This window comes from Pseudomonas abyssi, from assembly GCF_002307495.1.
Classification (GTDB): domain Bacteria; phylum Pseudomonadota; class Gammaproteobacteria; order Pseudomonadales; family Pseudomonadaceae; genus Halopseudomonas; species Halopseudomonas abyssi.
This window is the reverse complement of sequence record NZ_NTMR01000005.1, coordinates 173,712-196,077: the sequence shown is the minus strand read 5'-3', so window position 1 is coordinate 196,077 and position 22,366 is coordinate 173,712. Positions and strand designations below refer to the sequence as shown.

At 60.9% G+C, this 22,366-nt stretch carries 18 protein-coding genes; 9 read left to right on the top strand and 9 right to left on the bottom strand.

Annotated features, from left to right (window positions below; genetic code table 11):
- Window positions 1-231: 231 nt before the first annotated feature.
- A complete protein-coding gene (locus tag CNQ84_RS05570; protein WP_096003917.1) occupies window positions 232-1,107 on the bottom strand; it encodes a carbon-nitrogen hydrolase family protein in 876 nt (291 codons plus the stop codon).
- The gene (locus CNQ84_RS05565) at window positions 1,107-1,694 is read right to left on the bottom strand and encodes a GNAT family N-acetyltransferase (RefSeq protein WP_096003916.1); all 588 of its coding nucleotides are present in this window, start codon (window positions 1,692-1,694) and stop codon (window positions 1,107-1,109) included. The genes CNQ84_RS05570 and CNQ84_RS05565 overlap by 1 nt, the downstream gene beginning before the upstream one ends.
- A 100-nt stretch (window positions 1,695-1,794) precedes the next feature.
- Here CNQ84_RS05565 and CNQ84_RS05560 point away from each other — a divergent pair, with 100 nt between their 5' ends.
- A complete protein-coding gene (locus CNQ84_RS05560; RefSeq protein WP_096003915.1) occupies window positions 1,795-2,193 on the top strand; it encodes a ketosteroid isomerase-related protein in 399 nt (132 codons plus the stop codon).
- A 67-nt stretch (window positions 2,194-2,260) separates the two neighbouring features.
- Here CNQ84_RS05560 and CNQ84_RS05555 read toward each other — a convergent pair whose 3' ends face one another.
- Both CNQ84_RS05555 and CNQ84_RS05550 read right to left on the bottom strand, forming a co-directional pair.
- Window positions 2,261-3,622 (bottom strand): DUF1329 domain-containing protein, encoded by a 1,362-nt coding sequence (locus tag CNQ84_RS05555; protein ID WP_096004038.1) that lies wholly within the window; start codon window positions 3,620-3,622, stop codon window positions 2,261-2,263.
- A gap of 453 nt (window positions 3,623-4,075) precedes the next feature.
- Window positions 4,076-5,761: a fatty acid--CoA ligase gene (locus CNQ84_RS05550; protein WP_096003914.1), complete on the bottom strand. Its 1,686-nt coding sequence runs from the start codon at window positions 5,759-5,761 to the stop codon at window positions 4,076-4,078.
- Between the two features lie 225 nt (window positions 5,762-5,986).
- Here CNQ84_RS05550 and CNQ84_RS05545 point away from each other — a divergent pair, with 225 nt between their 5' ends.
- On the top strand, window positions 5,987-7,168 hold the full coding sequence (locus CNQ84_RS05545; protein WP_096003913.1) for an acetyl-CoA C-acyltransferase: 1,182 nt from the start codon (window positions 5,987-5,989) through the stop codon (window positions 7,166-7,168).
- Between the two features lie 633 nt (window positions 7,169-7,801).
- Here the strand turns inward: CNQ84_RS05545 and CNQ84_RS05540 are convergent.
- From CNQ84_RS05540 to CNQ84_RS05530, 3 genes are all read right to left on the bottom strand, one after another.
- Window positions 7,802-9,766, bottom strand: a complete 1,965-nt coding sequence (locus tag CNQ84_RS05540) for a TonB-dependent receptor domain-containing protein (RefSeq protein ID WP_096003912.1) — start codon at window positions 9,764-9,766, stop codon at window positions 7,802-7,804.
- Window positions 9,767-9,857: 91 nt separating this feature from the next.
- Window positions 9,858-11,204, bottom strand: coding sequence for a sensor histidine kinase (locus tag CNQ84_RS05535; protein ID WP_096003911.1), 1,347 nt, complete (start codon window positions 11,202-11,204; stop codon window positions 9,858-9,860).
- On the bottom strand, window positions 11,201-11,893 hold the full coding sequence (locus CNQ84_RS05530) for a response regulator transcription factor (protein ID WP_096003910.1): 693 nt from the start codon (window positions 11,891-11,893) through the stop codon (window positions 11,201-11,203). Before CNQ84_RS05530 ends, CNQ84_RS05535 begins: the two co-directional genes overlap by 4 nt.
- Before the next feature lie 339 nt (window positions 11,894-12,232).
- Here CNQ84_RS05530 and urtA point away from each other — a divergent pair, with 339 nt between their 5' ends.
- The 7 genes from urtA (at window position 12,233) to CNQ84_RS05495 (ending at window position 20,058) form a co-directional block, all read left to right on the top strand.
- Window positions 12,233-13,477: an urea ABC transporter substrate-binding protein gene (gene urtA, locus CNQ84_RS05525; protein ID WP_407920664.1), complete on the top strand. Its 1,245-nt coding sequence runs from the start codon at window positions 12,233-12,235 to the stop codon at window positions 13,475-13,477.
- 99 nt (window positions 13,478-13,576) lie between these two features.
- Window positions 13,577-15,226: an urea ABC transporter permease subunit UrtB gene (urtB, locus tag CNQ84_RS05520; RefSeq protein WP_096003908.1), complete on the top strand. Its 1,650-nt coding sequence runs from the start codon at window positions 13,577-13,579 to the stop codon at window positions 15,224-15,226.
- 31 nt (window positions 15,227-15,257) lie between these two features.
- The gene (gene urtC / locus CNQ84_RS05515) at window positions 15,258-16,370 is read left to right on the top strand and encodes an urea ABC transporter permease subunit UrtC (RefSeq protein WP_425439947.1); all 1,113 of its coding nucleotides are present in this window, start codon (window positions 15,258-15,260) and stop codon (window positions 16,368-16,370) included.
- Entirely contained in the window at window positions 16,367-17,203 is an 837-nt protein-coding gene (urtD, locus tag CNQ84_RS05510; RefSeq protein ID WP_096003906.1) for an urea ABC transporter ATP-binding protein UrtD, read from the top strand. The genes urtC and urtD overlap by 4 nt, the downstream gene beginning before the upstream one ends.
- Window positions 17,204-17,205: 2 nt before the next feature.
- Entirely contained in the window at window positions 17,206-17,901 is a 696-nt protein-coding gene (gene urtE / locus CNQ84_RS05505; protein ID WP_088274669.1) for an urea ABC transporter ATP-binding subunit UrtE, read from the top strand.
- A gap of 333 nt (window positions 17,902-18,234) precedes the next feature.
- Window positions 18,235-19,140 (top strand): SDR family oxidoreductase, encoded by a 906-nt coding sequence (locus CNQ84_RS05500; protein WP_096003905.1) that lies wholly within the window; start codon window positions 18,235-18,237, stop codon window positions 19,138-19,140.
- Window positions 19,141-19,293: 153 nt separating this feature from the next.
- A complete protein-coding gene (locus CNQ84_RS05495) occupies window positions 19,294-20,058 on the top strand; it encodes an HNH endonuclease (RefSeq protein ID WP_096003904.1) in 765 nt (254 codons plus the stop codon).
- 13 nt (window positions 20,059-20,071) lie between these two features.
- Here the strand turns inward: CNQ84_RS05495 and CNQ84_RS05490 are convergent, their stop codons facing one another.
- Window positions 20,072-20,821, bottom strand: coding sequence for a hypothetical protein (locus tag CNQ84_RS05490; RefSeq protein ID WP_096003903.1), 750 nt, complete (start codon window positions 20,819-20,821; stop codon window positions 20,072-20,074).
- A gap of 207 nt (window positions 20,822-21,028) precedes the next feature.
- A complete protein-coding gene (locus tag CNQ84_RS05485) occupies window positions 21,029-22,192 on the bottom strand; it encodes a type III PLP-dependent enzyme (protein ID WP_096003902.1) in 1,164 nt (387 codons plus the stop codon).
- Between the last annotated feature and the right edge of the window lie 174 nt (window positions 22,193-22,366).

Here is a 22,366-nt window from a genome sequence, read left to right as displayed (position 1 = left end):
TGCCTGTAAGGTCGCCAATCAAGAAGCGAGGAGCGCAGTTTGGTCATTCCAAATAAGCGACGAGCGACGCCGAGTGGCGGCCTTACAGGCGCAACCCACAGGGCCGGGGCCATTTTTCAGCCATGCTACGTTGTCGGTCGCTTATGTAGATCAACTACACTACGCTTCCTCCGCCTTGCCTGGCCGAAAAAATGGCCTCCGGCAGGCGGGCGAACGAAACGTCGACAGACCCTAGGCACTCACCACCCGGAACTGCTTCGGCCAGTCCCGCCGGGTAAATACCTGACCGTGGTCCCGCAGCCGACGCACCTCGTCCAGGTCCAGCTGGCAGATCAGCCACTGACTGCTGTCCGGGCATAGCTCGAGGCTTTCGGCGACGATACCGTCGGCCGGCATGCCGTAGTCCGAAGGCACATAGAGCGCAGCGCGGCCGTTGTTTTCATCCAGCGCGGGCGACCAGCCGGCCATGCCGACGGTCGGCGACTGCAGCACCGCAATCTGGTTTTCCAGTGCCCGCGCCCGCGCGCCAGTGCGCACCCGATAAAAGCCGGCAACCGTGTCGGTACAGCTGGGCGCCAGAATCAGATCCGCGCCCTGCTCAGCCAAGGTCCGCGCCAGCATGGGGAACTCGTTGTCATAACACATCAGAATGCCAAGCTTGCCCAGGTCGGTGTCGAATACTGTCAGCTCGCTACCGCCGGCGATGTTCCACTGCTCCAATTCAAAGCGGGTCATCATCAGCTTGTCCTGACGGCCGAGACAGCCCTCGGGGCCAAACAGCCAGGCGCGGTTGCGGTATTGCCCATCGTTGTCCAGCACCGGCATCGAGCCGGGCTGCAGGTAGACGTTGCAGTCCCGCGCGATCTGCTCGCACAGCGCCAGCCAGCGCGGCAGCAGCGGCTGGATGCCGGCAATGGAGGCATGCAGGTCAGCGCGCTCGGCAGCTGGCAGCTGACCGCTCAGCACCAGCCCGGCGTACTCGGGCAACAGCAACAGCTGGGCACCTTGCTCGGCTGCCTGTTGGCACAACGAGGTGAGATGCGCGGCGTAAGCGTCCCAGGTTTCCAGCAGATCGATGTGGTACTGACAAGCTGCAAGGGTGATCATCAGACTAGCTCCTTAAGCCAGAACGACATCGGCTTGGCCGAGTCTTCGGTTTCATCCAGATCGCGCCAGCGGTAGACCGTCGCCAGCTCAGGGTGATGCTGGTAGCCGCGACGCGCCCAGAAGGCATCGAGCGGCTGGTAGTCCGCAGGCCGCCGCGGATGATCTGCCGGGCGCTGCACCGCGCAGAAAGCGGACCAGTCAAAACGCCCCAGCCGCCGAGCATGGGACTCCCGCTCGGCAAAGAAACGCACGCCCAGCCCCTTGCCGCGCCAGGCCGGCAGCACAACAGACTCGGCGCAGTAGAAGATGCGCTCGCAATCCCACCCCTGCTCGACAAAGGGCAGCTTGAACTCGTCCGTCTCATCCGCCAGCGGCAAGGCCGTGGACGCACCGACTACCTGACCTTGGTCCTGCACCAGCACACACAGGCTGTCGGGGCTACGCAGGTAAGTAGACAGGTATTGCGCTTCATACTCGCGGCTGCCGTCGTACAGATAGGGGAAGTCACGAAACACACGAATTCGCAGCTCCGCCAATGCATCAATCCAGGGCGCGATCTGTTGCCCGCTGAGCAGTTGAATGTCCATGCTGAAACTCGCTGCCAGTTTGTCTCGCCGGCGTCTGTACCGGCACTTGCGGGCAACTTATCATGGCTGCAGCCTAACCCGTAACAGGAGCTCTAGAACCGTGACCACCCAGGATCTGATTCAGGCCTACTACGACGCCTTCAATGCCGCCGACATGCCCGCCTTTCTCGCCCTGCTCAGCGACGATGTGGTGCACGACATCAACCAGGGCGAGCGGCAGGTCGGCAAGGCAGTATTTGCCGAGTTCATGGACAAGATGAATCGCTGCTACCGCGAACAACTGACCGACATGGTCATCATGGTCAGCGCCGACGGCAGCCGCGCCGCTGCCGAGTTTGTCGTCAACGGTGAATACCTGGCCGACGACGAGGGCCTGCCGCCGGCCAACGGCCAGAAATACGTGCTGCCGGCCGGCGCCTTTTTTGAGGTCAAAGACGGCAAGGTCGCCCGTATCAGCAACTACTACAACCTGAACGACTGGGTCGCGCAGGCCTGCTGAAAGCAGCGCTACCGCACAACGCAAAACGCCCGGCAAAGCCGGGCGTTTTGGTTACTGCAAAGAACGCTTAGCGCACGCCGGACTGACGCAGTGCGGTCGGAGTGAACTCCGCGCCGGTCAGTTCATAGCCATAGCTGTAGTTGCTACGCTCTTCGTTGTTGGCACCCATGACCAGGTAGCGACCGGCGATCAGGTCGTACAGGGTTTCCATGGTGTAGCCCAGCACGCCGTCAGCATAACGCTGGATCGCGTGCGCCTCGCCTACACGCCACAGCTCGCCACGACCATCGTAGTGGTCGATGTGCGCTGCCTGCCAGGAGTCCTCGTCGATGAACATGTGACGCTTGGCATAGATGTGGCGCTCGGTCGGCTTGACGTTAGCAACCACTTCCCAGACGCGGTGCAGCTCATAGCGAGCCAGATCCTGGTTGATGTGGCCAGCCTGGAAGATCTGGTCGTACTTGACCTGCGGCGAACCCAGCTCGTAGTTGTTGTAGGAGATGAACATCTCGCGCTTGCCGACCAGCTCCCAGTCGTAACGATCCGGCGCGCCGTTGTACAGGTCGAGGTTATCGGAAGTACGCATGCCGTCAGCGGCAGTACCCGGACCGTCGTAGGACACCTGCGGGGCACGGCGCACGCGACGCTGACCGGCATTGTAGATCCAGGCCATACGCGGGGTGGCGACCTGGTTGATGGTCTCGTGCACCAGCAGCACGTTACCGGCCAGACGTGCCGGGTCGGTCACCTGTTGCTTGAAGTAGTACAGCATGTCGGTCGCGCTGCCGGCCTCGTAGTCCTGCAGGCCAGTCGGGATCGCATACTCTTCTACAAAGCGAACAACGTTGTAGTTGCCATTAACCTGCGGAGTAGCCTGCACCACAGTGCGCTGGAAGGACTCACCACGGTAGCGGGTAACATGGTTCCAAACGACTTCCAGACCGTCAGCCGGGATCGGGAAGGCGTTGGCCACGGTGTAGTTCTCCAGACCGTTGCCGCCCTGTACCAGAGTGGTGTTGGTCGCGTTCTTCGCAGTGGCGTCGTAGACGGCCTGCGGGAAGGCAGCTGAACGGTGGCTGGGGAATACGCGCATCTTGAAGGTGTCGGGGTAGCGCTTGAACATCGCGATCTGACCCGGCGCCAGGTTGTCAGCATATTGCTCGTAGTTGGCGGCGGTGATCACGAACAGCGGCTGCTCGCCACTGTAGGGGTTGGACAGAAAGCCGTTGGCATCAACCGGCGCGGCGTCCGTCGCCAGACCACCGGTCCAGGCCGGGATGGTGCCGGCCGCATTGCCTGCGGTTTCTGCACCGATCGGTGTCAGGCTGTCGCCCAGCTTGGCGGCTTCCTGCTCGCTCACAGCGGCAAAGGCAGACGGTGCCAGCAGCGCGGAGGCCAGGAGTGTAGATGCAAGATGTGTGGGTTTCATTGATTCGCCCTGTTCTGCTTGGAGTTGTTTGGGGTAACCGGCCCAGCGCAGAGCTGCAACGACCATGACCGGTGTGATTCCCTCAAGGGGCACACGCGGTGCCTGCCGTCATACTTTCAGACGCACAACATCGCCCGCATTACCCAGAGCATAGACAACGGGGTAAGCAGCGACGGATTTATTAGGTTTTTTATAGGACTTGAGAGGGCCATGACTCTACTGCGTGAGTGCGAGCTAATCAAGCCTGAGTGTCCCGCGAACGTGCGGCAATAAGCCAGGTGAATAACGCAAAAACCCACCAAAATCGCCCCATACAGCAGCAAAATCAACATCTTGTGCAAACGATCGTTTGAGACACTTACCGCCTGATGAATCATTCCAAAAAGTAACCGGCGCGCAACAAAAAGGCCGCAGCGGGTTACCCCGTTGCGGCCTGTTTTCAGCAGTGCCTGCTCAGTCCAGCGAGGAGATGCAGCTTGCCTCGGACTCGAGCCAGCCGGCGATGTCCCCGCGAATGCGCTTCTTGTCGAGTTTACCGACGCTGGTCTTGGGGATTTCCGATACCACAGCGATCTGACGCGGAATGGCCCACTTGTTGATATGGCCTTCTTCGACACTCGGCATCAGGTGATCGGCAATCGCCTGGGCGCTGACGGTCTGCCCTGCTGCCGGCACGATCAGCGCAAACGGACGCTCATCCCAGCGCGGGTCAGGCACCCCGACCACGGCCACCTCGGCTACCAGCGAACTGCGGCTGATACGGTCTTCCAGCTCCAGCGAAGACAACCACTCGCCACCGGTCTTGATCACATCCTTGATGCGGTCACGGATCTCGATGGTGCCGGTGGGGCTGATGGTCGCCACATCACCGGTGTGCATCCAACCGCCGGCCCACAACTCTTTGCTCTTTTCCGGCTCACGGTAGTAAGCCTGGGTCAGCCAGGGCGCGCGCAGCACCAGTTCACCCTGGGTCACACCATCCTTGGGCAGGAAGCTGCCATCCGCGGCAATCACCTGCGCCTCGACCAGCGGCCCCGGCACACCGGCCTTGATGCGCTGGCTAATACGCTGCTCCTCGCTGGCGGCTTCATCCTCCAGGTTGATATAGCCGGCGGAGATCAGCGGGCAGGTCTCAGACATGCCGTAAGCCGCCCCCAGCTGCATGCCCTTGGCCTTGGCCGCGTTGTACAGCGAGCGATTCAGGGCGCTGCCGCCGATGATCACGCGCATGCCGCCAAAGTCGAAGTTCTTGGCGCCTTCGGCATTGAGCACCATCTGCAGGATGGTCGGTACGCAATGGGAGAAGGTGACCTTGTGCTCCTTGATCATCTGCACCAGGCGCTCCGGCTCATAACGACCGGGGTAGACCTGTTTGACCCCCAGCATGGTCGCGGTATAGGGCAGGCCCCAGGCGTGAACGTGGAACATCGGGGTGATCGGCATGTAGACGTCGCGGTTGCCCAGCAGACGCACGCTGTCCAGCGCGGCCATGGACGTAGCCTGCCCAAGGGTGTGCAGCACCAGCTGACGATGGGTGAAATACACGCCTTTGGGGTTGCCGGTGGTGCCGGTGGTGTAAAAGGTCGTGGCGACCGAGTTCTCGTCAAAGTCCGGGAAGTCGTAGGTCGGCTCAGCGGCGGCGAGCAACTGCTCGTATTCGCCTGCCAGGCCAGGCAGATCAGCCGTCTTGTCTTCTTCGTCGGTCAGCAGGATGGTGGTGGTGACGGTGGTCAGCTGGTCTTCGATGGCCTTGTAGATCGGCACGAACTCACTGTTGATCAGCACCACGATGTCTTCGGCGTGATTCATCGTGTAGAGAATCTGATCCGGGGACAAACGGACGTTGATGGTGTGCATCACCGCACCGATCATGGGGACGGCGAACATGCACTCCAGATAGCGGTGGCTGTCCCAATCCATCATCGCCACCGTATCACCCGCCTTGACGCCCGCTTTGGTCAGGGCATCGGCCGCACGGCACACACGCTCATTGAAGGTGCGGTAATCGTAGCGTACCAGGTCACGGTAGATGATCTCCTGCGTGCGCTCGTAGCGCTGGCCGGTCAGCAGCAGGTTCTTGATCAGCAACGGTGTGGAGTGAGCCTCATCGGCCGGCTTGAGGATTCGAGTATTGAGCATTGAATGACCTACTGTTGTTGGGATTGTCAGGGCATGGAAGCGGTCGTAAAGCGCTGCCGACCAGCCATATCAAGTGTGCAGACTGATTCGCCGAGCGCAAGCGGAAATCATCATACGGATTTTCATTGGCACCATCATGCGTATAATTGTAAACAAAGTCGTTTTGTGACCAGAACGCCTGCCGCAGTCTAAACAAGCAAAATCAACCTTAAATCAGGAGCGGTCATGTCGGACCAGAGCATCGTAATTGTTGGGGGTGCACGTACTCCCATGGGTGGTTTTCAGGGCAGCCTGTCCAGCGTCAGTGCAGTCGATCTGGGCGCCATCAGCATCCGTGAAGCAGTGGCGCGGGCTGGCATCGCCGCCGCTGACGTCGACGAAGTCATCATGGGCTGCGTGCTGCCCGCCGGCCTGAAGCAGGGGCCCGCCCGCCAGGCCAGCCTGAACGCCGGCCTGCCAGCCGCCACCGGCTGCACCACCATCAACAAACTGTGCGGCTCCGGCATGAAAGCCGTGATGCAGGCCCACGATGCGCTCAAGGCTGGCAGCAACAGCGTGATGGTCGCCGGCGGCATGGAAAGCATGTCCAACGCGCCGTACCTTCTCGAGAAAGCCCGCAACGGTCTGCGCATGGGTCATGGCGAGATCAAGGACCACATGTTCTTTGACGGTCTGGAGGACGCCCGCACCGGTCGCCTGATGGGCTCCTTCGCCCAGGACACCGCCGACCAGTACGGCCTGACCCGCGAAGACATGGACGCCTATGCCATCGAGTCGCTCAAGCGCGCCCAGGCCGCCATCGAGAACGGCACCCTGGCCAGCGAGATCGTCCCGGTCACGGTCAAAACCCGCAAGGGCGAGGTCGTGGTCAAGGATGACGAGCAGCCGCTGAACGCCAATCTGGACAAGATCCCGACCCTCAAACCGGCCTTCAAGAAAGACGGCACCGTGACCGCCGCCAACGCCAGCTCCATTTCCGATGGCGCCAGCGCCCTGGTGCTGATGACCGCCGCCGAAGCCGAACGCCGTGGCCTCAAGCCGCTGGCCCGCATTGTTGGCCATGCGACCCAGAGCCAGGATCCGAGCGAGTTCACGCTGGCCCCCATCGGCGCCATGACCAACCTGTTCAACAAGACCGGCTGGAGCGCCGCTGACGTCGACCTGTTCGAAATCAACGAAGCCTTTGCCATGGTCGCCATGCTGGCAATGCGTGAACACGGTCTGGATCACGCCAAGGTCAACATTTACGGCGGCGCCTGCGCCCAGGGCCATCCGGTCGGCTCCACCGGCTCACGCATCATCATCACCCTGATCAACGCGCTGCAGCAGACCGGCGGCAAGCGTGGCGTTGCCTCGCTGTGCATTGGTGGTGGTGAGGCGACGGCGGTTGCCATCGAGCTGGTCTGATTCAGAGGGCGGGCTATCGGTGAATTGCTTTCTGCGTCGTGCCGCCCCTGACTCAGCCTTTCGCCTTCCCGGCGAGCCAAGGGGGGCTGCTTGCCCAGCCCCCCCCAAAGGGAAGCGCTAACCCATTTCACACGCCCTCTGCGAGTGCTCAAGCATGTAGATGCAAGGCGCGATGTGCAGCCAATAGTGGTTCTATTGGCAAGTAGCGCAACGCAGCAGATGCATGCTTGAGCGCTCGCCCTACGGGGCGCTCAGGCCGATCCGTACCCTGCGTTGTGATTTCTCGACAGGTCCCGACATGCCTTCGAAACCACGCCTTGATTACGGACCGGCCTGAGCGCCAGAGGGCGTGTGAAATGGGTTAGCGCTTCCCTGAATCCCCCAGGGCACCCGACTACGCGGCCCTTCGGGTCCGCTGCGTTGCTCGATTTATCGGGGAGTCGCAGAACTCGTCGCTGCGCTCCTCAGACATGCTGCGACTCTTTTTCCCGATAAATCTGCGCTACTCGCCCGCGTAAACGGGACTAATTTCCGTGCCCACGCCATCATCTGAGCATTCAGCCCGAAACCTAAAAAAACGGCCAACCCTCACGGGTTGGCCGTTTTTTATGGGCCGCAGCTCAAGTGAAACGCTTAAAACCGCATCGTCATGCCCAGACGAATTTCACGGCCTGGCTCGTAAGCGCCAATCACGCCTTCATAGCCGGGAATAGCCTCAAAGTCGCCATTGCTGGCGTGATCCAGATACTGCTTGTCGAACAGGTTCTTGACCGTCAGCGACAGGGTCAGGCGTTCGTCATCGAGGACCATCCAGTTGGCGTAGAGGTCTTGCACGCCATAGCCGGGCTTGTCGACTTCACCCACCAGCGTATCCATCGAGACGCGCTCGACAAAGCGGCCCTGCCAGCCCATTTCCAGCGACTCGCTGAAGCGATAGTCAGCGCTCAGGGTCCAGGTGTCACCAAGGGTGGTGCCCAGGCCATTGTGCTGCCACATGTTCAGGTCGTAGCCGTCGTTCAGGTCAGTGTCGTTATGGTGGTAGCTCATGCCGACGCTAAGCTGGCTCCAGCGATAGGCGGTTTCCAGCAGGTAGCCCCTGGACTCCAGATCACCCGCGTTTTCATAGATACGTGGACGCGGCTCCGGATCGCCGATGGCGTCCTGAATCGTCGAACGGTAGTACTTACCGGACAGCAACCAGCCGCCACTGATGTAGTCGAAGCCGACCTCGTTGCTGCGCGCCTTCTCGGGCTTGAGGGCCGGGTCCAGCGGCGCAATGTCGACCTTGAAGCCGTCACGAATCTGCGGGCCGCGGAAAGCACGCGCGTGGGAGACCCATAGCGCCAGGTCGTCGGTGGCCTGAAAGCGCAGGCTGGCGTTGGGGCTGAAGCCGCTTTCGCGATAACGCTCACCCAGATTGCCATCGAGCTGGTAGCGATCGTAACGTCCGCCCAGGCCCAGCAGCCAGCGCTCACCCAGACTCCAGTAATCCTGCACGAAGACACCGTAAACCTTGCCCTCCTGCTCGTTCGCATCCGGATCGCTGCCAGGCCCGGCAGTCAGGCTGTCACGACGGTAGTCGACGCCATAAGTCAGCTCATGGCCACCCAGGCGACTGGTGTTACGCACATCACCACCCCAGGACTGGGTTTGCGCGCGATAAATGCCCCAGCGGCCGATGACGTTCTGCTCCAGCTGGTTCTCGGTGTGATAGGCCGACACCTCCAGGTGCAGCAGCGGATTGTCGCTGGGGGCCAGTTCATAGCCGACATTCCAGGTTTCACGCACATTCTCAAGCGGGTAGCTCGGGTTCCAGCTGCTGGCCTGCCATTGCGGGCGCTGGTTGCGCAGCCCGGTATCCTCGCGACGCTCATAGCTCAGACGAAGGGTCTGGGCCTCGGTCAGGTGCCCCACCACCTTGCCAAAGCCAAGTGACTGACGGGCGCCAGTGGCAGGAACAGTGTCGCCATTGCCGTCTTCGTAATCATCCAGGTCTTGGTAGGTGGCCATCAGCATGCCGGACCAGGCATCGTTGAGACGACCAAACAGGGTGCCATTACCCTTGAAACCTTCGGCATTGCTGAAGTAGGTGGTTTTGAGCAGCGCGCCAGCAGACTCGCCCGGACGCAGCAGGTCTTCCGGGTCCTTGGTTTCGAAGCGGATGGCACCACCCAGCGCACCGGGGCCTGCCAAGGCATCGGGCGTGCCTGCCTTGACGTCGACTGCCTTCAGCAGCTCAGGCTCGACATTGATCCGCCCGGTGTGGTGAAAGGTCTGACCGACCTGCTGGGCGCCATCAATACTGATATTCACCATGGTGTCTTCAAGGCCACGCAGATACAGCTTCTGCGCCACGCTGTGGCCGCCGCCGACGCTGACTTCCGGCTCGGACGCAAACACGTCTTCCAGGTCGGTGGCCTGATAATGCTCCAGCGTCTCGCTGGTCACGTCAGCTTCCTGAATGTGCTGGCCGGTAATCTCCAGGGTGGGCAACTCTGCCGGCTCGTCAGCCTGGGCGCTGGCCGCTGCCAGCGCGAGGGCCAGAGTACAAAGCCGGAAAGGCAAGCCGGCGCGACCGGCTGTAGGGTAACGGTGCATACTGCATCCTCTGCGTAGTTGTTGGCATAAATTCTTATTTGGGTGCCATTCTTGTTTAGCAGAGACGTAAAGCAAACCGCTTTTACATTTGTTACGCCTTCGGCAGACGAATTTCCATGCACAAGCCACCACCCGCCGCAGGACAGGCGCGGATACTGCCGCCGGTGGCGATGATCTGTCGCCGGGCCAGCGCCAGCCCCAGGCCAAAACCAGCGCGCTCGGCCGCTCCCGCCGCAGCTTGCGGGGCGCGGAAGAAAGGCTGAAAGATGGCCTCCAGCAGGGGCTCGGGTACCCCTTTGCCCTGATCACTGATGCTCAGCAGCCATTCGTCTGCTGCCTCAGCCAGCGTCAGCTGGACCACGCCGTCGACCGGCGTATGGTCCAGCGCGTTGCGCAGCACGTTTTCAATGGCTTGCCCAAGCGCGCGATGGCTGCTGCGTGCCAGCGGTGCGACCGCCGGCAGGGACACCTGCAGCTGGCGGTCGGCAAATTCAAAGCGGGCGTCGTCAATCAGACTGTCGAGCAATTCGGTCAGATCCAGCGACTCATCGCGTAAGACCGGTGCTTCCTGCTCGATCCAGCTCAAGGTCAGGGCATCCTCCACCAGCTGGCGCATGCCGTTGCATTCGGCGTGAATGCGCTCGAGCAGCAGGGCATCACCGCCCTGCTGCCGCGCCAGGCTGACCGCCATCTCGATGCGGGTCAGCGGCGTACGTAGTTCATGGGACATGTCTGCCAGCCGCTGACGCTGGTGCAGGATCAGCTCCTCGGTACGCTCCGCCATGGCATCGAAGACCTTGGCCAGCCCCGCCAGTTCGTCTTTGCGCCCGCGCAGCTGATCGCCCACCCGGGCGCTGTAGTCACCATCGCGAAAACGTCGGGTCGCCAGCTCCAGCCTGCGCAGCGGATGCATCAGGTGCCGGTAGAGCAGCAGACAGATGATCAGCAGCACGGTGAAGGGCAGCACCACCTGCAACAGCACACGCGAGTGGGTCCAGTAATTGCCGGGGCGCATACGCTGCGGCAACTTGATCAGAAAGCGCGTATGCCCATCGGCAAAGGGCACATCCATCACCGGGTTTTCGGCAAAGTAGAGGTGAATCTTCCATGACAGATCGCGCCCCAGCGCAATGCCGTCATCATAGCCAGCAGGAACGACGGTGCCGCCCAGCGGTGTCAGTTGCGTGCGTACCACACCGGCCCAGGTGTTCTCCTGCTGCTGCACCGTCTGCAGCCAGCGCGCCAAGGCCTGCTCGTCCCCGGCGTTGTGCAGCGCCTCAGCCTGAGCGGCGTAACTGCGCAGGGTTTGCTGGTGGTCCTCATCAATGAAGCTCATCGCCTCTTCCGTTTGCAGCGCCAGCTGCGAGATCGACCAGAACAGCACCAGCATGCCCACCACCAGGGTCAGGCACAGCTTCCACCACAACCGCCGATTCATGCGAACAGGTACCCCCTGCCATGCTGGGTCTGCAGCACATCGCCCAGGCCGGCATCAATCAGACGCCGCCGGATACGGCTGATGTGCATGTCCAGGCTGCGGTCGTAGCGGCTGAACTCGCGATCCAGCACCACACGGTAAAGGTAAGGCTTGGAGAGGACCTCGCCGCGCTGGGCGACCAGCTGCCAGAGCAGACGAAACTGCAGAGGCGTGAGATCAAGGCGCATATCGCCCGCCTCGGCCCATTGCTGCGCGCGATCAAGCCGCAACGAGCCAACCGTCAGCTGCTCCGGCTCGGCCTGCCGCGCACCAAGCGGGCGCACACGACGCAGCACCGCATCAATGCGCAACTGCAGCTCTTCCAGACTGTAAGGCTTGGCCAGATAATCGTCAGCGCCGTGTCGCAGGCCGCGAATGCGCTCTTCTTCGGCGTTGGAGGCGGTGACCATGATGACCGGCATGCGACTGTGCTGACGCAGCCGTTTGAGCAGGCTGAAGCCGTTCAGGCCCGGCAGTTTGACGTCCAGCAACAACAGATCGTGCTGCTCGCGCAGCGCCAGCTCCAGGCCGGCGCTGCCGTCATCGCAACACTGCACGGCGTAGCCGGTGTGTTCCAGCAGTTGCCCCAGCTGCCCACTCAGCTGCCGGTCGTCTTCAACAATCAGAATGTGTCCCAACGGCGCCGGCATGCTGCTCCCTCCTTGCAAACAAGAATGCGCATCATATCCAAATGACAATCAAACGCCCAGCTGACGACCTCGCACCACGTCAGGGCATAGCACCAAAAAAGTGCGCACCATTTCAGGGAAGCCCCTCCTCCGGCTCTCGCCACAACCACTGCCAACCCCGCTGAAACGCGCTCTGCAGCTGACATTGTCAGTCATTGTCAAACATTGGCACGTTCCCTGCTCTTGGGTCTGCAGGCGGCGAAACACCTGCCGACACTCCAGACAACAACAGAGAAGGAAAGGAACATGACTCTGAAGAAGATCGTCAAACAGGTCGGCGCGCTGGGCGTTGCCTGTGGCATGGCCCTCGGGGCAATGAGCGCCCAGGCCGAGGACACCATCAAGGTCGGCGTACTGCATTCGCTGTCCGGCACCATGGCTATCTCGGAAACCACGCTCAAAGACACCATGCTGATGCTGATCGAAGAGCAGAACAAAAAGGGCGGCCTGCTTGGCAAGCAGCTTGAGCCAGTCGTTGTAGACCCGGCCTCCAACTGGCCGCTGTTCGCCGAGCGCACCCGCGAGCTGCTGGAGCAACACGGCGTCGATGCCATCTTCGGTTGCTGGACCTCCGTCTCGCGCAAATCGGTTCTGCCCGTCGTTGAAGAGCTGAACGGCATCCTGTTCTACCCGGTGCAGTACGAAGGTGAAGAGTCTTCGCGCAACGTGTTCTACACCGGCGCTGCGCCGAACCAGCAAGCCATTCCGGCGGTTGACTACCTGAAAGACGAACTGGGTATCGAGCGCTGGGTGCTGGCCGGTACCGACTACGTCTATCCGCGCACCACCAACCGCATTCTGGAAGCCTATCTGAAGGCCAACGGCGTAGCTGAAGAAGACATCATGATCAACTACACCCCGTTCGGTCACGCTGACTGGCAGAACATCGTTGCCGAGATCAAACGCTTCGGCAGCGCCGGCAAGAAGACCGCGGTGGTGTCCACCATCAACGGTGACGCCAACGTGCCTTTCTACCGCGAGCTGGGTAACCAGGGCGTATCCGCCGAGGACATCCCGGTTGTTGCCTTCTCCGTGGGTGAGGAAGAGCTGTCCGGTATCGACACCGCTCCGCTGGTCGGCCACATGGCTGCCTGGAACTACTTCATGAGCGAAGAGACGCCGGAAAACGAAGCCTTCATCAAGGCCTGGCACGACTACATCGGCGACACCAAGCGCGTCACCAATGACCCGATGGAAGCCCACTACATCGGCTTCAACATGTGGGTCAAAGCGGTTGAAGCCGCCGGCACCACCGATACCGACAAGGTCATCGACGCCATGGTTGGCGTGGAAGTCCCCAACCTGACCGGCGGTACCAGCACCATGCTGCCCAACCACCACATCACCAAGCCGGTTCTGATCGGTGAAATCCAGGACGACGGCCAGTTCCTGACCGTGTCCAGCACCGAAGAGCTGGTACCCGGCGATGCCTGGTCCGATTACCTGGAAGGCAGCAAGGACCTGATCTCCGACTGGACCGCGCCGATCAGCTGCGGCAACTACAACACCCAGACCAAGAGCTGCGTCGGCACCACCGCCGAATAAGCAGTCCACCTGGCGGGCAGCTAACGGCCCGCCTCTGCCGACGGGGCGCAACGACGCCCCGTTGAGCTGTTCCACCCGATATCCAATCAGGACATGACCATGATCCCGATCTGCCGTCTGACACCCCGGCATGCCGTACAGCAATGGCTTACCCGTTTGCTGCTGCTGTGTCTGTGCAGCCTGCCCCTGCACACCAGCGCCCAGGAAGCCCCTGAGGCCACGCCCGCACAGCCAACCTTTGACGAGTTGGTACGCCAGTTGCCCAGCGGCAACCTTCGCCAACGCGCCACCACCGTTGAACAACTCGCCAGCCAGCAGGACGAACGCCTGGCTGACATTCTTGCCGCCCTGATCGTCGGCGATCTGCTGGCCAACAAGGACAAGCCCCCGGTCGTTGCCATCCGCAACGGCGACACCCTGACCGATGCTCTGAACGGCAGTGACCTCACCGGCACCAGCGGCCTGCGCCGCATCCCGGTCAACAACAGCCTGCGTACGCAGCTACGCGGCATGGTCGCGCAGCTCAACCTCAGCCACCCCGATAGCGACAAGCGCTACGCCGCCGTTCAGCGTTTTATCCGTGACGGCGTGGATGGCGAGACCGCCGCCCTGCTGCGCCAGCACCAGCCAAGCGAGGAGTCCGGCCGCGTGAACGACGCAATCGACGCGGCGCTGGCCCTGTTTGACCTGCAAACCGGTGACCGTGATCAACGCATGGCCGCCATCGACACCCTCAGCGGCTCGCTGGAACAGGAAGCCCGCAACGCCCTGCGCAGCGTCGCCGAGAACGATGAAGACGCAACACTGCGCGCCGCAGGCGCCAAGGCGATCGAGTCCATTCAGGGCCGCATCAGTTTCTACCGCTTTATCGAAAACGTGTTCTTCGGCCTCAGCCTGGGCTCCATCCTGCTGCTGGCCGCCATTGGTCTGGCCATCACCTTTGGCGTGATGGGCGTAATCAACATGGCCCACGGCGAGCTGATCATGATCGGCGCCTACACCACCTGGGGTATTCAGGTGCTGTTCCCGGATCTGATCGAGTGGAGCCTTTTGATCGCCATTCCGGCCGCATTTCTGATCACCGCGCTGGTGGGCATTGCTATCGAGCGCGGCGTGATTCGCTTCCTTTATGGCCGTCCGCTGGAAACCCTGCTGGCCACCTTCGGCCTGAGTCTGGTGCTGCAGCAGGCCGTCCGCACCCTGTTCAGCCCGCTCAACCGTTCGGTCAGCTCACCGGAGTGGATCAGCGGCACCCTGAGCATCAACCCGGTGCTGTCGATCACCTACACCCGCCTGTACATCCTGCTGTTCGGGCTGGCGGTGTTCTTTGCGCTGATGCTGGTTATGAAACGCACCAGCCTCGGCCTCAAGGTCCGCGCCGTTTCGCAGAACCGCGCCATGGCCCGCGCCGTGGGCGTGCGCTCCAACTGGATCGACGCACTCACCTTTGGTCTGGGTTCCGGTATCGCCGGGGTTGCAGGCGTTGCGCTGTCACAGATCACCAACGTCGGCCCCAACCTCGGCCAGGCCTACATCATTGATTCGTTCATGGTGGTGGTATTCGGCGGCGTGGGTAACCTCTGGGGCACGCTGGTCAGCGCCATGAGCCTGGGTCTGATCAACAACTTCCTCGAGCCCTGGGCCGGCGCGATGCTCGCCAAGGTACTGGTGCTGATCATGCTGATCCTGTTTATCCAGAAGAAACCCAAGGGACTCTTCCCGCAGAAAGGTCGCGCCGCGGCTGACTGATCGCCGCCGCCGTTTCCTTTTTACAACCGAATTGAACGAGGGAAGTATGCTTACCCAACGACTGTTACTCAGTGATCGAGGCGGAATGCTGGTGCTGGGCCTGGTGCTGCTCACCGCCATCATCGTGCCGATTCTCAATCTGGCGGTGCCGTCTGACTCACCGCTGTACGTTTCCAACTACACCGTGGCGCTGCTCGGCAAGTTTCTCTGCTTTGCCCTGCTGGCCCTGTCTGTCGACCTGATCTGGGGCTACGCCGGCATCCTGTCGCTTGGCCACGGCGCCTTCTTCAGCCTGGGCGGTTACGCCATGGGCATGTACCTGATGCGCCAGATTGGCGATCGCGGTGTCTACGGCCACCCGGAGTTGATGGACTTCATGGTGGTGCTCAACTGGGACAAGCTGCCCTGGTACTGGCAGGGCTTCGACATGTTCTGGTTCGCCATGCTGATGGTGCTGCTGGTACCGGGCCTGCTGGCTCTGGTGTTCGGCTGGCTGGCGTTCCGTTCGCGGGTGACCGGCGTGTACTTTGCCATCATCACCCAGGCGCTGACCTACGCCCTGATGCTCGCCTTCTTCCGCAACGAGATGGGCTTTGGCGGCAACAACGGCCTGAACGACTTCAAGGAAATCCTCGGCTTTGATCTGGCGGCCAAGACTACCCGGGTCGGGCTGTTCGTGGCCTCGGCCTTCGCCTTGATCATCGGTTACATGGCCTGCCGCTACATCGTTACCTCGCGCATGGGCCGGGTGATCATCGCCATCCGTGATGCCGAAAGCCGCACCCGCTTCAGCGGTTATCAGGTCGAAAGCTACAAGCTCTGGCTGTTCGTGTTTTCGGCCATGCTGGCGGCAGTGGCCGGCGCGCTGTACGTGCCGCAGGTCGGCATCATCAACCCGGGCGAGTTCTCCCCGCTCAACTCCATTGAAATGGTGGTCTGGGTCGCAACCGGCGGCCGTGGCACCCTGTTCGGCGCCATTGTCGGCGCGTTCAGCGTTAACTACGCCAAGACCTTCTTCACCACCTTCTCACCGGAAACCTGGCTGTTCATCCTCGGCGGTCTGTTCGTACTGGTAACCCTGCTGCTGCCCAAGGGCATCGTGGGTCTGTTCGACCGCTTCAGCCGCAAGGGAGACAAACAATGAACCCGCTAGAACAACTGCGCGAAACCTGGCGCCGCGACCAGGTCTTTGACTTCGTCCAGCCGGCGCCGGATTTCTCCACCAAGGTCGACACCACCCACGGCCCGATCCTGTATGTAGAGGACGTCAGCGTCAGCTTTGACGGCTTCAAGGCACTGAACAACCTGAACCTGTACATCGATGACGGCGAACTGCGTTGCATCATCGGCCCCAACGGCGCCGGCAAGACCACCATGATGGACGTCATCACCGGCAAGACGCGTCCGGATACCGGCAGCGTCTGGTTTGGCCAGCGCATGAACCTGCTGAAACTGTCCGAGCACGAGATCGCCCGCGGCGGCATCGGCCGCAAGTTCCAGAAGCCGACCATCTTCGAAGCACTCTCGGTGTTCGAGAACCTGGAACTGGCCACCGCCTCCAACAAGCACGTCTGGTACACGCTGAATAAAAGCCTGACCGGCGAACAGCTCGACCGCATCGACGAGGTGCTCAAGCTGATCGGCCTGAAGGAGCAGTTCCGCATGGAAGCCGGCGCCCTGTCTCACGGCCAGAAGCAGTGGCTGGAGATCGGCATGTTGCTGATGCAGAACCCGCGCGTGCTGCTGGTTGATGAACCGGTCGCCGGCATGACCGGTGAAGAGGTCGAACACACCGCCGAACTGCTGACCTCGCTAGCCGGCCGTCACTCGGTCATCGTGGTCGAGCACGACATGGCGTTCGTGCGCTCCATCGCCCGCAAGGTCACCGTGCTGCACCAGGGCTCGGTGCTGGCAGAAGGCACCATGGATCAGGTGCAGAATGACCCGCGTGTGGTCGAAGTCTATTTGGGGGAATGACCATGCTCAGCATTCAAGGCATCAACCAGTTCTACAACCAGAGCCACATCCTCTGGGATCTCGACCTCGAGCTGAAAGAAGGCAGCTGCAGCTGCCTGCTCGGCCGCAACGGCGTGGGCAAGACCACCCTGCTCAAATGCATCACCGGCCTGCTGCCGGTGAAAAGCGGGCAGATCAGCCTGATGGGCCGCGACATCACCAAGCTCTCGACTGAAAACCGCGCCCGCTCCGGGATCGGCTATGTGCCGCAGGGGCGGGAAATCTTTCCGCTGCTGACGGTGGAAGAGAACCTGAAAATCTCCCTCGGTGCCCGCCCCGACCGCGCCCGGCAGATTCCCGCGCACATCTACGAGCTGTTCCCGGTGCTCAAGGAAATGAAACACCGCCGTGGCGGCGACCTGTCCGGTGGTCAGCAACAGCAACTGGCGATTGGCCGGGCGCTGGTGCTCGACCCCAAGCTGCTGATTCTCGATGAGCCGACCGAGGGCATTCAGCCCAACATCGTGCGCGACATCAGCGACGTGATCCGCAAACTCAACACCGAGCTGGGGCTGACCGTGCTGCTGGTCGAGCAGAAGCTGCCGTTCGCCCGCCGGGCGGCAGAAAGCTTCTTCATCATGGAACGCGGGCGCATGGTCGCCAACGGCCCGATGACTGAGCTGAACGACGATCTGATCCAGCGCTATCTGACCGTCTGACTCCACCACCGTGCGCAATCCGGCCACGGCATGCCGTGGTCCTGCGCAGGCGGGGGCAGGTGGCCCACCCAACCAGCTAACGCAGCCCTCTAAATAGGTTCCTGGCATACCGTATACGGTGATACGTCACTTGGCCCGCGCCCACGACAAACATCACCACCTTCCACCGTAGGGCCACGACATGTCGTGGCCGCTGCCCCTGCAATACACCCAACACCGCCGCCAGCCCCATTTATAAGCCACTATTCACCACTGCCCCACCCCTTGCCATGTTCAAACAACTGTTCGACACTGGCTGCCTTTTTCAACCCGCACAAACCAAGGGGACAACCCATGAGCGATATCCGTTTTGACGACAAAGTCGTCATCGTAACCGGTGCTGGCGGCGGTATTGGCCGCGCCCACGCCCTGCTGTTCGCGAAACACGGCGCCAAAGTCGTCGTCAACGACCTCGGTGGCAGCACCAACGGCGAAGGCGCCAACAGCGAAGCCGCGCTCAAGGTTGTCGAAGAAATCAAAGCCGCTGGCGGTACCGCCATCGCCAACCCGGACAACGTCATCAACGGTGATCGCATCGTCGAGTGCGCGATGGACAACTTCGGTCGCATCGACATCGTCGTCAACAACGCCGGCATCCTGCGCGACAAGAGCTTCGCCAAGATGACCGATGCCGACTGGGACCTGATCTACAAAGTCCACGTCGAAGGCGCCTACAAGACTACCAAGGCCGCCTGGGACCACATGAAGAACAACAACTTCGGTCGCATTATCTTCACCTCGTCCACCTCCGGCATCTACGGCAACTTCGGTCAGGCCAACTACGGCATGGCCAAGCTGGGCCTGTACGGCTTCACCCGTACCCTGGCTATCGAAGGCCGCAAGAACAACATCTTCGTCAACGCCATTGCCCCGACTGGCGGCACTCGCATGACCGAAGGTCTGTTCCCGGAAGGCGCATTCGAAAAGCTGAAGCCTGAACTGGTCAGCCCGCTGGTTGCCTACCTGTGCTCCGAAGAGTGCAAGGAAACCGGCAGCCTGTTCGAAGTCGGCGGCGGCTGGATGGGCAAGGTACGCTGGGAGCGCTCCCTGGGTATTGGCTTCAACCCCGACGAAGGCTTCACCCCGGAAGACGTCGCCGCCAACTTCGAGCAGCTGTGCAGCTTCGAAGGCGCCGTCCACCCGAAAGACAACATCGAAGCACTGCGCGAGCTGATGGCCAACATCCAGAAGTTTGCCTGACGGCTACTTCTGGAGCGGCAAGCTTTAAGCCTCAAGCTGCAAGCTAGAAGCAACAGCACTGCCCGATGTTAAAAAGCCCGCCCCTGGGTTCAGGGGCGGGCTTTTTGTTTGTATTGCGGTAGGATGCTCACTACCCACACACAAGGAGGTTGTATGGCAAAGCGCTGGACTCAGGACGAGTTGCTCGTCGCGCTCGGCTTGTATTGCCAACTGCCATTTGGCCAGTTTCACCGTCGCCAGCCGCTGATTATTCAGGCCGCCAAGTCGTTGCAACGCACGCCGGACTCGCTGGCAATGAAGCTGAGCAATCTTGCTAGTCTCGACCCCCAAATAACCGGCACTGGCCGAAAGGGCCTACCTGGCGCGTCAGAGCTTGATCGTCAGATGTGGCAAACCTTTACCAGTGACACATCCACGCTAATGCCACTAGCAGAACAAGCCCTGGCTTCTGCGCTTGGTACAGAGACAACCAAAGAGCCTGAAGAACCAGCCTCTTATCAAGAGTCTGATCATTTCGCTAGAACCAAAGTCCGCAAGGGCCAACAGCTATTTCGTGCAGCAGTTCTATCGGCCTACAACAATAGCTGCTGTATCACAGGACTGAGTGATGACCGATTCCTGATCGCCAGTCATATTCGCCCATGGCGCATCGACATCCAAAACCGGCTAAACCCAAGTAACGGGCTGTGCTTAAGCCTGATGTTTGACAAGGCTTTCGACAGCGGTCTTATCACGTTCTCCGACGACTACCGACTACTGCTATCGAATGAACTGCGTGACCAACAACGCAATGCGTATATGGCCGCTACCTTTTTCGCCCACCAAGGGGCGGTCTTGCAGCTTCCAAGTAAGTTCTCACCCGACGCGACCCTCCTAGCGTGGCATCGCGAACATTGCTTCGTAGGTGAACCGCTTTGAAACACAACCATCATTAGCCACGCGCCACAGCCCGCCTGGCACCTCGCCGCTTCAACGCTGCCACAATCGCTCTCCCCGGCCACACCGAGCGCCACGTCATCACAAAGGCCCCGTACAAGGTGAGTGACCGCTTGCCGTCGGCATCGATTTCGGGTTTGACCAGGCCCTTATCCAACAGCGCATCAGACTCTTCGCGCAGGAAGGCGGTGATTTCGGCGAAGCCTTGCTCCGCCTGGTAGTCGACTGGCTGCAGGCCACCCTTGAGGCGCTGCCGCAGCTGCGCGTGCAACGACAGCAATTGCTCAACGACCTGCACCTCCGGGAACTGAAAACTCTGCTTGATCGGTAGCGCCGGATAGGCTTCCGGGCGGTTGCTATTGGAGACGTTCAGCCAGCGGCCGTCGGAGAATTTCTGCGAGAACTCGCAGTAGGTGAGATCCGGCTGATTGGTTGCGCTGATGCCGACCACAGTCCCGGCCAGCTTCAATTGCGCGTGCCAGTAGACGCGAAACCAGGTATCGGTGTGGCTATCGTGCAGCGACGAGTTACCTACCACAACGAATCCGGCATCTATCATCTGCTCGTCAAAATAGGGAACGCCTTCGGTGCAACGCTCGAAAAAGTCTTCGTCGCTGACCAATTCAAACTGGACGATGGTGGGTATTCTCTGGGTGCGCCAGACGATGAAGGGTCCGACGATGTTCATAAACAACGGCCCAATCAGCACCAGTCCGACCAGCCCCCAAAACGCGATCTCAAGCATACGGCTCCCTATATGCGGTTTGTGTGTCCTGCCCGGACTGTAACAAACCAGAGAGCAACCAGTGACCCGCTGCCCACCATTCCAGCTGATGGCACATTGAAACTGCGACCCATGCCCATAAACAAAAACCCCGCGCCGTTACCGACGCGGGGTTTTCACTTGCAGCTTGAAGCTTACAGCTTGCGGCTGTCTAAAGCGCTACGCGCTTTAGACGTAAAACGCTTCCAGCGGCGGGAAGCCGTTGAACTCGATGGCGCTGTAGCTGGTGGTGTAGGCACCGGTGGACAGCCAGTAGAGGCGGTCGCCGATGGCCAGGTTCAGCGGCAGGCCGTATTTGTAGTGTTCGTACATGATGTCGGCACTATCACAGGTCGGGCCGGCGATGACGGCTTCTTCCAGTTCACCCTGCTTTTCGGTCCACAGCGGGAACTTGATGGATTCGTCCATGGTTTCGATCAGGCCGGAGAACTTGCCTACGTCGGTGTAGACCCAGCGCTCCAGTGCGGTGTGCGACTTGCGCGACACCAGCACGACTTCGCTGACCAGAATCCCGGCGTTGGCAATCAGCGAGCGGCCCGGTTCGAGGATGATTTCCGGCAGTTCGTCACCAAAGTCTTCCTGCAGGAAGCGGGTGATTTCTTCCGCGTAGGTCTGCAGGGTGTTGGTCTTGGTGATGTAGTTGGCCGGGAAGCCGCCACCCATGTTGATCATCTTCAGGGTGATGTTGTCTTCTTCCTTCAGACGCTCGAAGATCACCTTGACCTTGGCGATGGCAGCATCCCAGGCGCCGATATCGCGTTGCTGCGAGCCGACGTGGAAGGAGATGCCGTAGGGCTCCAGGCCCAGCTCACGGGCCAGCACCAGCAGGTCCATCGCCATATCGGTCTGGCAGCCGAACTTGCGCGACAGCGGCCAGTCGGCGGTGGTCGAGCCTTCGGTCAAAATGCGGACATATACCTTGGAGCCAGGGGCGGCCTTGGCGATATTGCGCAGGTCGGCTTCGGAGTCGGTGGCGTACAGGCGCACGCCCTTTTCATAGAAGGCACGGATGTGACGGGCTTTCTTGATGGTATTGCCGAAGCTGATCTGCTCGGGCTTGACGCCCAGCGCCAGTACTTTCTCCAGCTCATAGATGGAGGCGATGTCGAAGTTGGAGCCCTTGTCGCGCAGCAGCGAGAGCACTTCATTGGCCGGGTTGGCTTTGACTGCATAATAGACCTTGGCGAAGGGAAAGCCGTCGACCAGGTCGTCGTAGGCACGATCGATGGTTTTCAGGTCAACCACGAGAAAGGGGGTTTCGTGTTGATCGGCACAGGCCTTGATGCGACCGAAAGTGTCGCGGTCGAAATAGTCTTCCAGTTTGATGGACATGGCGTCGGCTCCAAAGCATTAAGTTCTGGTGACGGACCGTGTGAGGACGAATAGAGGATCAGATATGCAGGGCAGAGGTGCACGCGTGCCCTCCGCTCGCCTGAGCAGGAACCTGCAGTACGCCTTCCGACGGAAGCGACTCTGAACGTTTTCAGCCAACACACAACCCGGGGG

Excerpts from the sequence above, each read along its gene's own strand:
- urtE (WP_088274669.1), top strand. The coding sequence starts at position 17,206 with ATGCTCAGCATTCAAGGCATCAACCAGTTCTACAACCAGAGCCACATC.
- CNQ84_RS05550 (WP_096003914.1), bottom strand. The coding sequence starts at position 5,761 with ATGCTCAATACTCGAATCCTCAAGCCGGCCGATGAGGCTCACTCCACA.
- CNQ84_RS05535 (WP_096003911.1), bottom strand. The coding sequence starts at position 11,204 with ATGAATCGGCGGTTGTGGTGGAAGCTGTGCCTGACCCTGGTGGTGGGC.
- CNQ84_RS05490 (WP_096003903.1), bottom strand. The coding sequence starts at position 20,821 with ATGCTTGAGATCGCGTTTTGGGGGCTGGTCGGACTGGTGCTGATTGGG.
- urtD (WP_096003906.1), top strand. The coding sequence starts at position 16,367 with ATGAACCCGCTAGAACAACTGCGCGAAACCTGGCGCCGCGACCAGGTC.
- urtA (WP_407920664.1), top strand. The coding sequence starts at position 12,233 with ATGGCCCTCGGGGCAATGAGCGCCCAGGCCGAGGACACCATCAAGGTC.
- CNQ84_RS05500 (WP_096003905.1), top strand. The coding sequence starts at position 18,235 with ATGAGCGATATCCGTTTTGACGACAAAGTCGTCATCGTAACCGGTGCT.
- CNQ84_RS05565 (WP_096003916.1), bottom strand. The coding sequence starts at position 1,694 with ATGGACATTCAACTGCTCAGCGGGCAACAGATCGCGCCCTGGATTGAT.
- urtB (WP_096003908.1), top strand. The coding sequence starts at position 13,577 with ATGATCCCGATCTGCCGTCTGACACCCCGGCATGCCGTACAGCAATGG.
- CNQ84_RS05540 (WP_096003912.1), bottom strand. The coding sequence starts at position 9,766 with ATGCACCGTTACCCTACAGCCGGTCGCGCCGGCTTGCCTTTCCGGCTT.
- CNQ84_RS05555 (WP_096004038.1), bottom strand. The coding sequence starts at position 3,622 with ATGAAACCCACACATCTTGCATCTACACTCCTGGCCTCCGCGCTGCTG.
- CNQ84_RS05485 (WP_096003902.1), bottom strand. The coding sequence starts at position 22,192 with ATGTCCATCAAACTGGAAGACTATTTCGACCGCGACACTTTCGGTCGC.
- CNQ84_RS05545 (WP_096003913.1), top strand. The coding sequence starts at position 5,987 with ATGTCGGACCAGAGCATCGTAATTGTTGGGGGTGCACGTACTCCCATG.
- CNQ84_RS05530 (WP_096003910.1), bottom strand. The coding sequence starts at position 11,893 with ATGCCGGCGCCGTTGGGACACATTCTGATTGTTGAAGACGACCGGCAG.
- CNQ84_RS05495 (WP_096003904.1), top strand. The coding sequence starts at position 19,294 with ATGGCAAAGCGCTGGACTCAGGACGAGTTGCTCGTCGCGCTCGGCTTG.
- CNQ84_RS05570 (WP_096003917.1), bottom strand. The coding sequence starts at position 1,107 with ATGATCACCCTTGCAGCTTGTCAGTACCACATCGATCTGCTGGAAACC.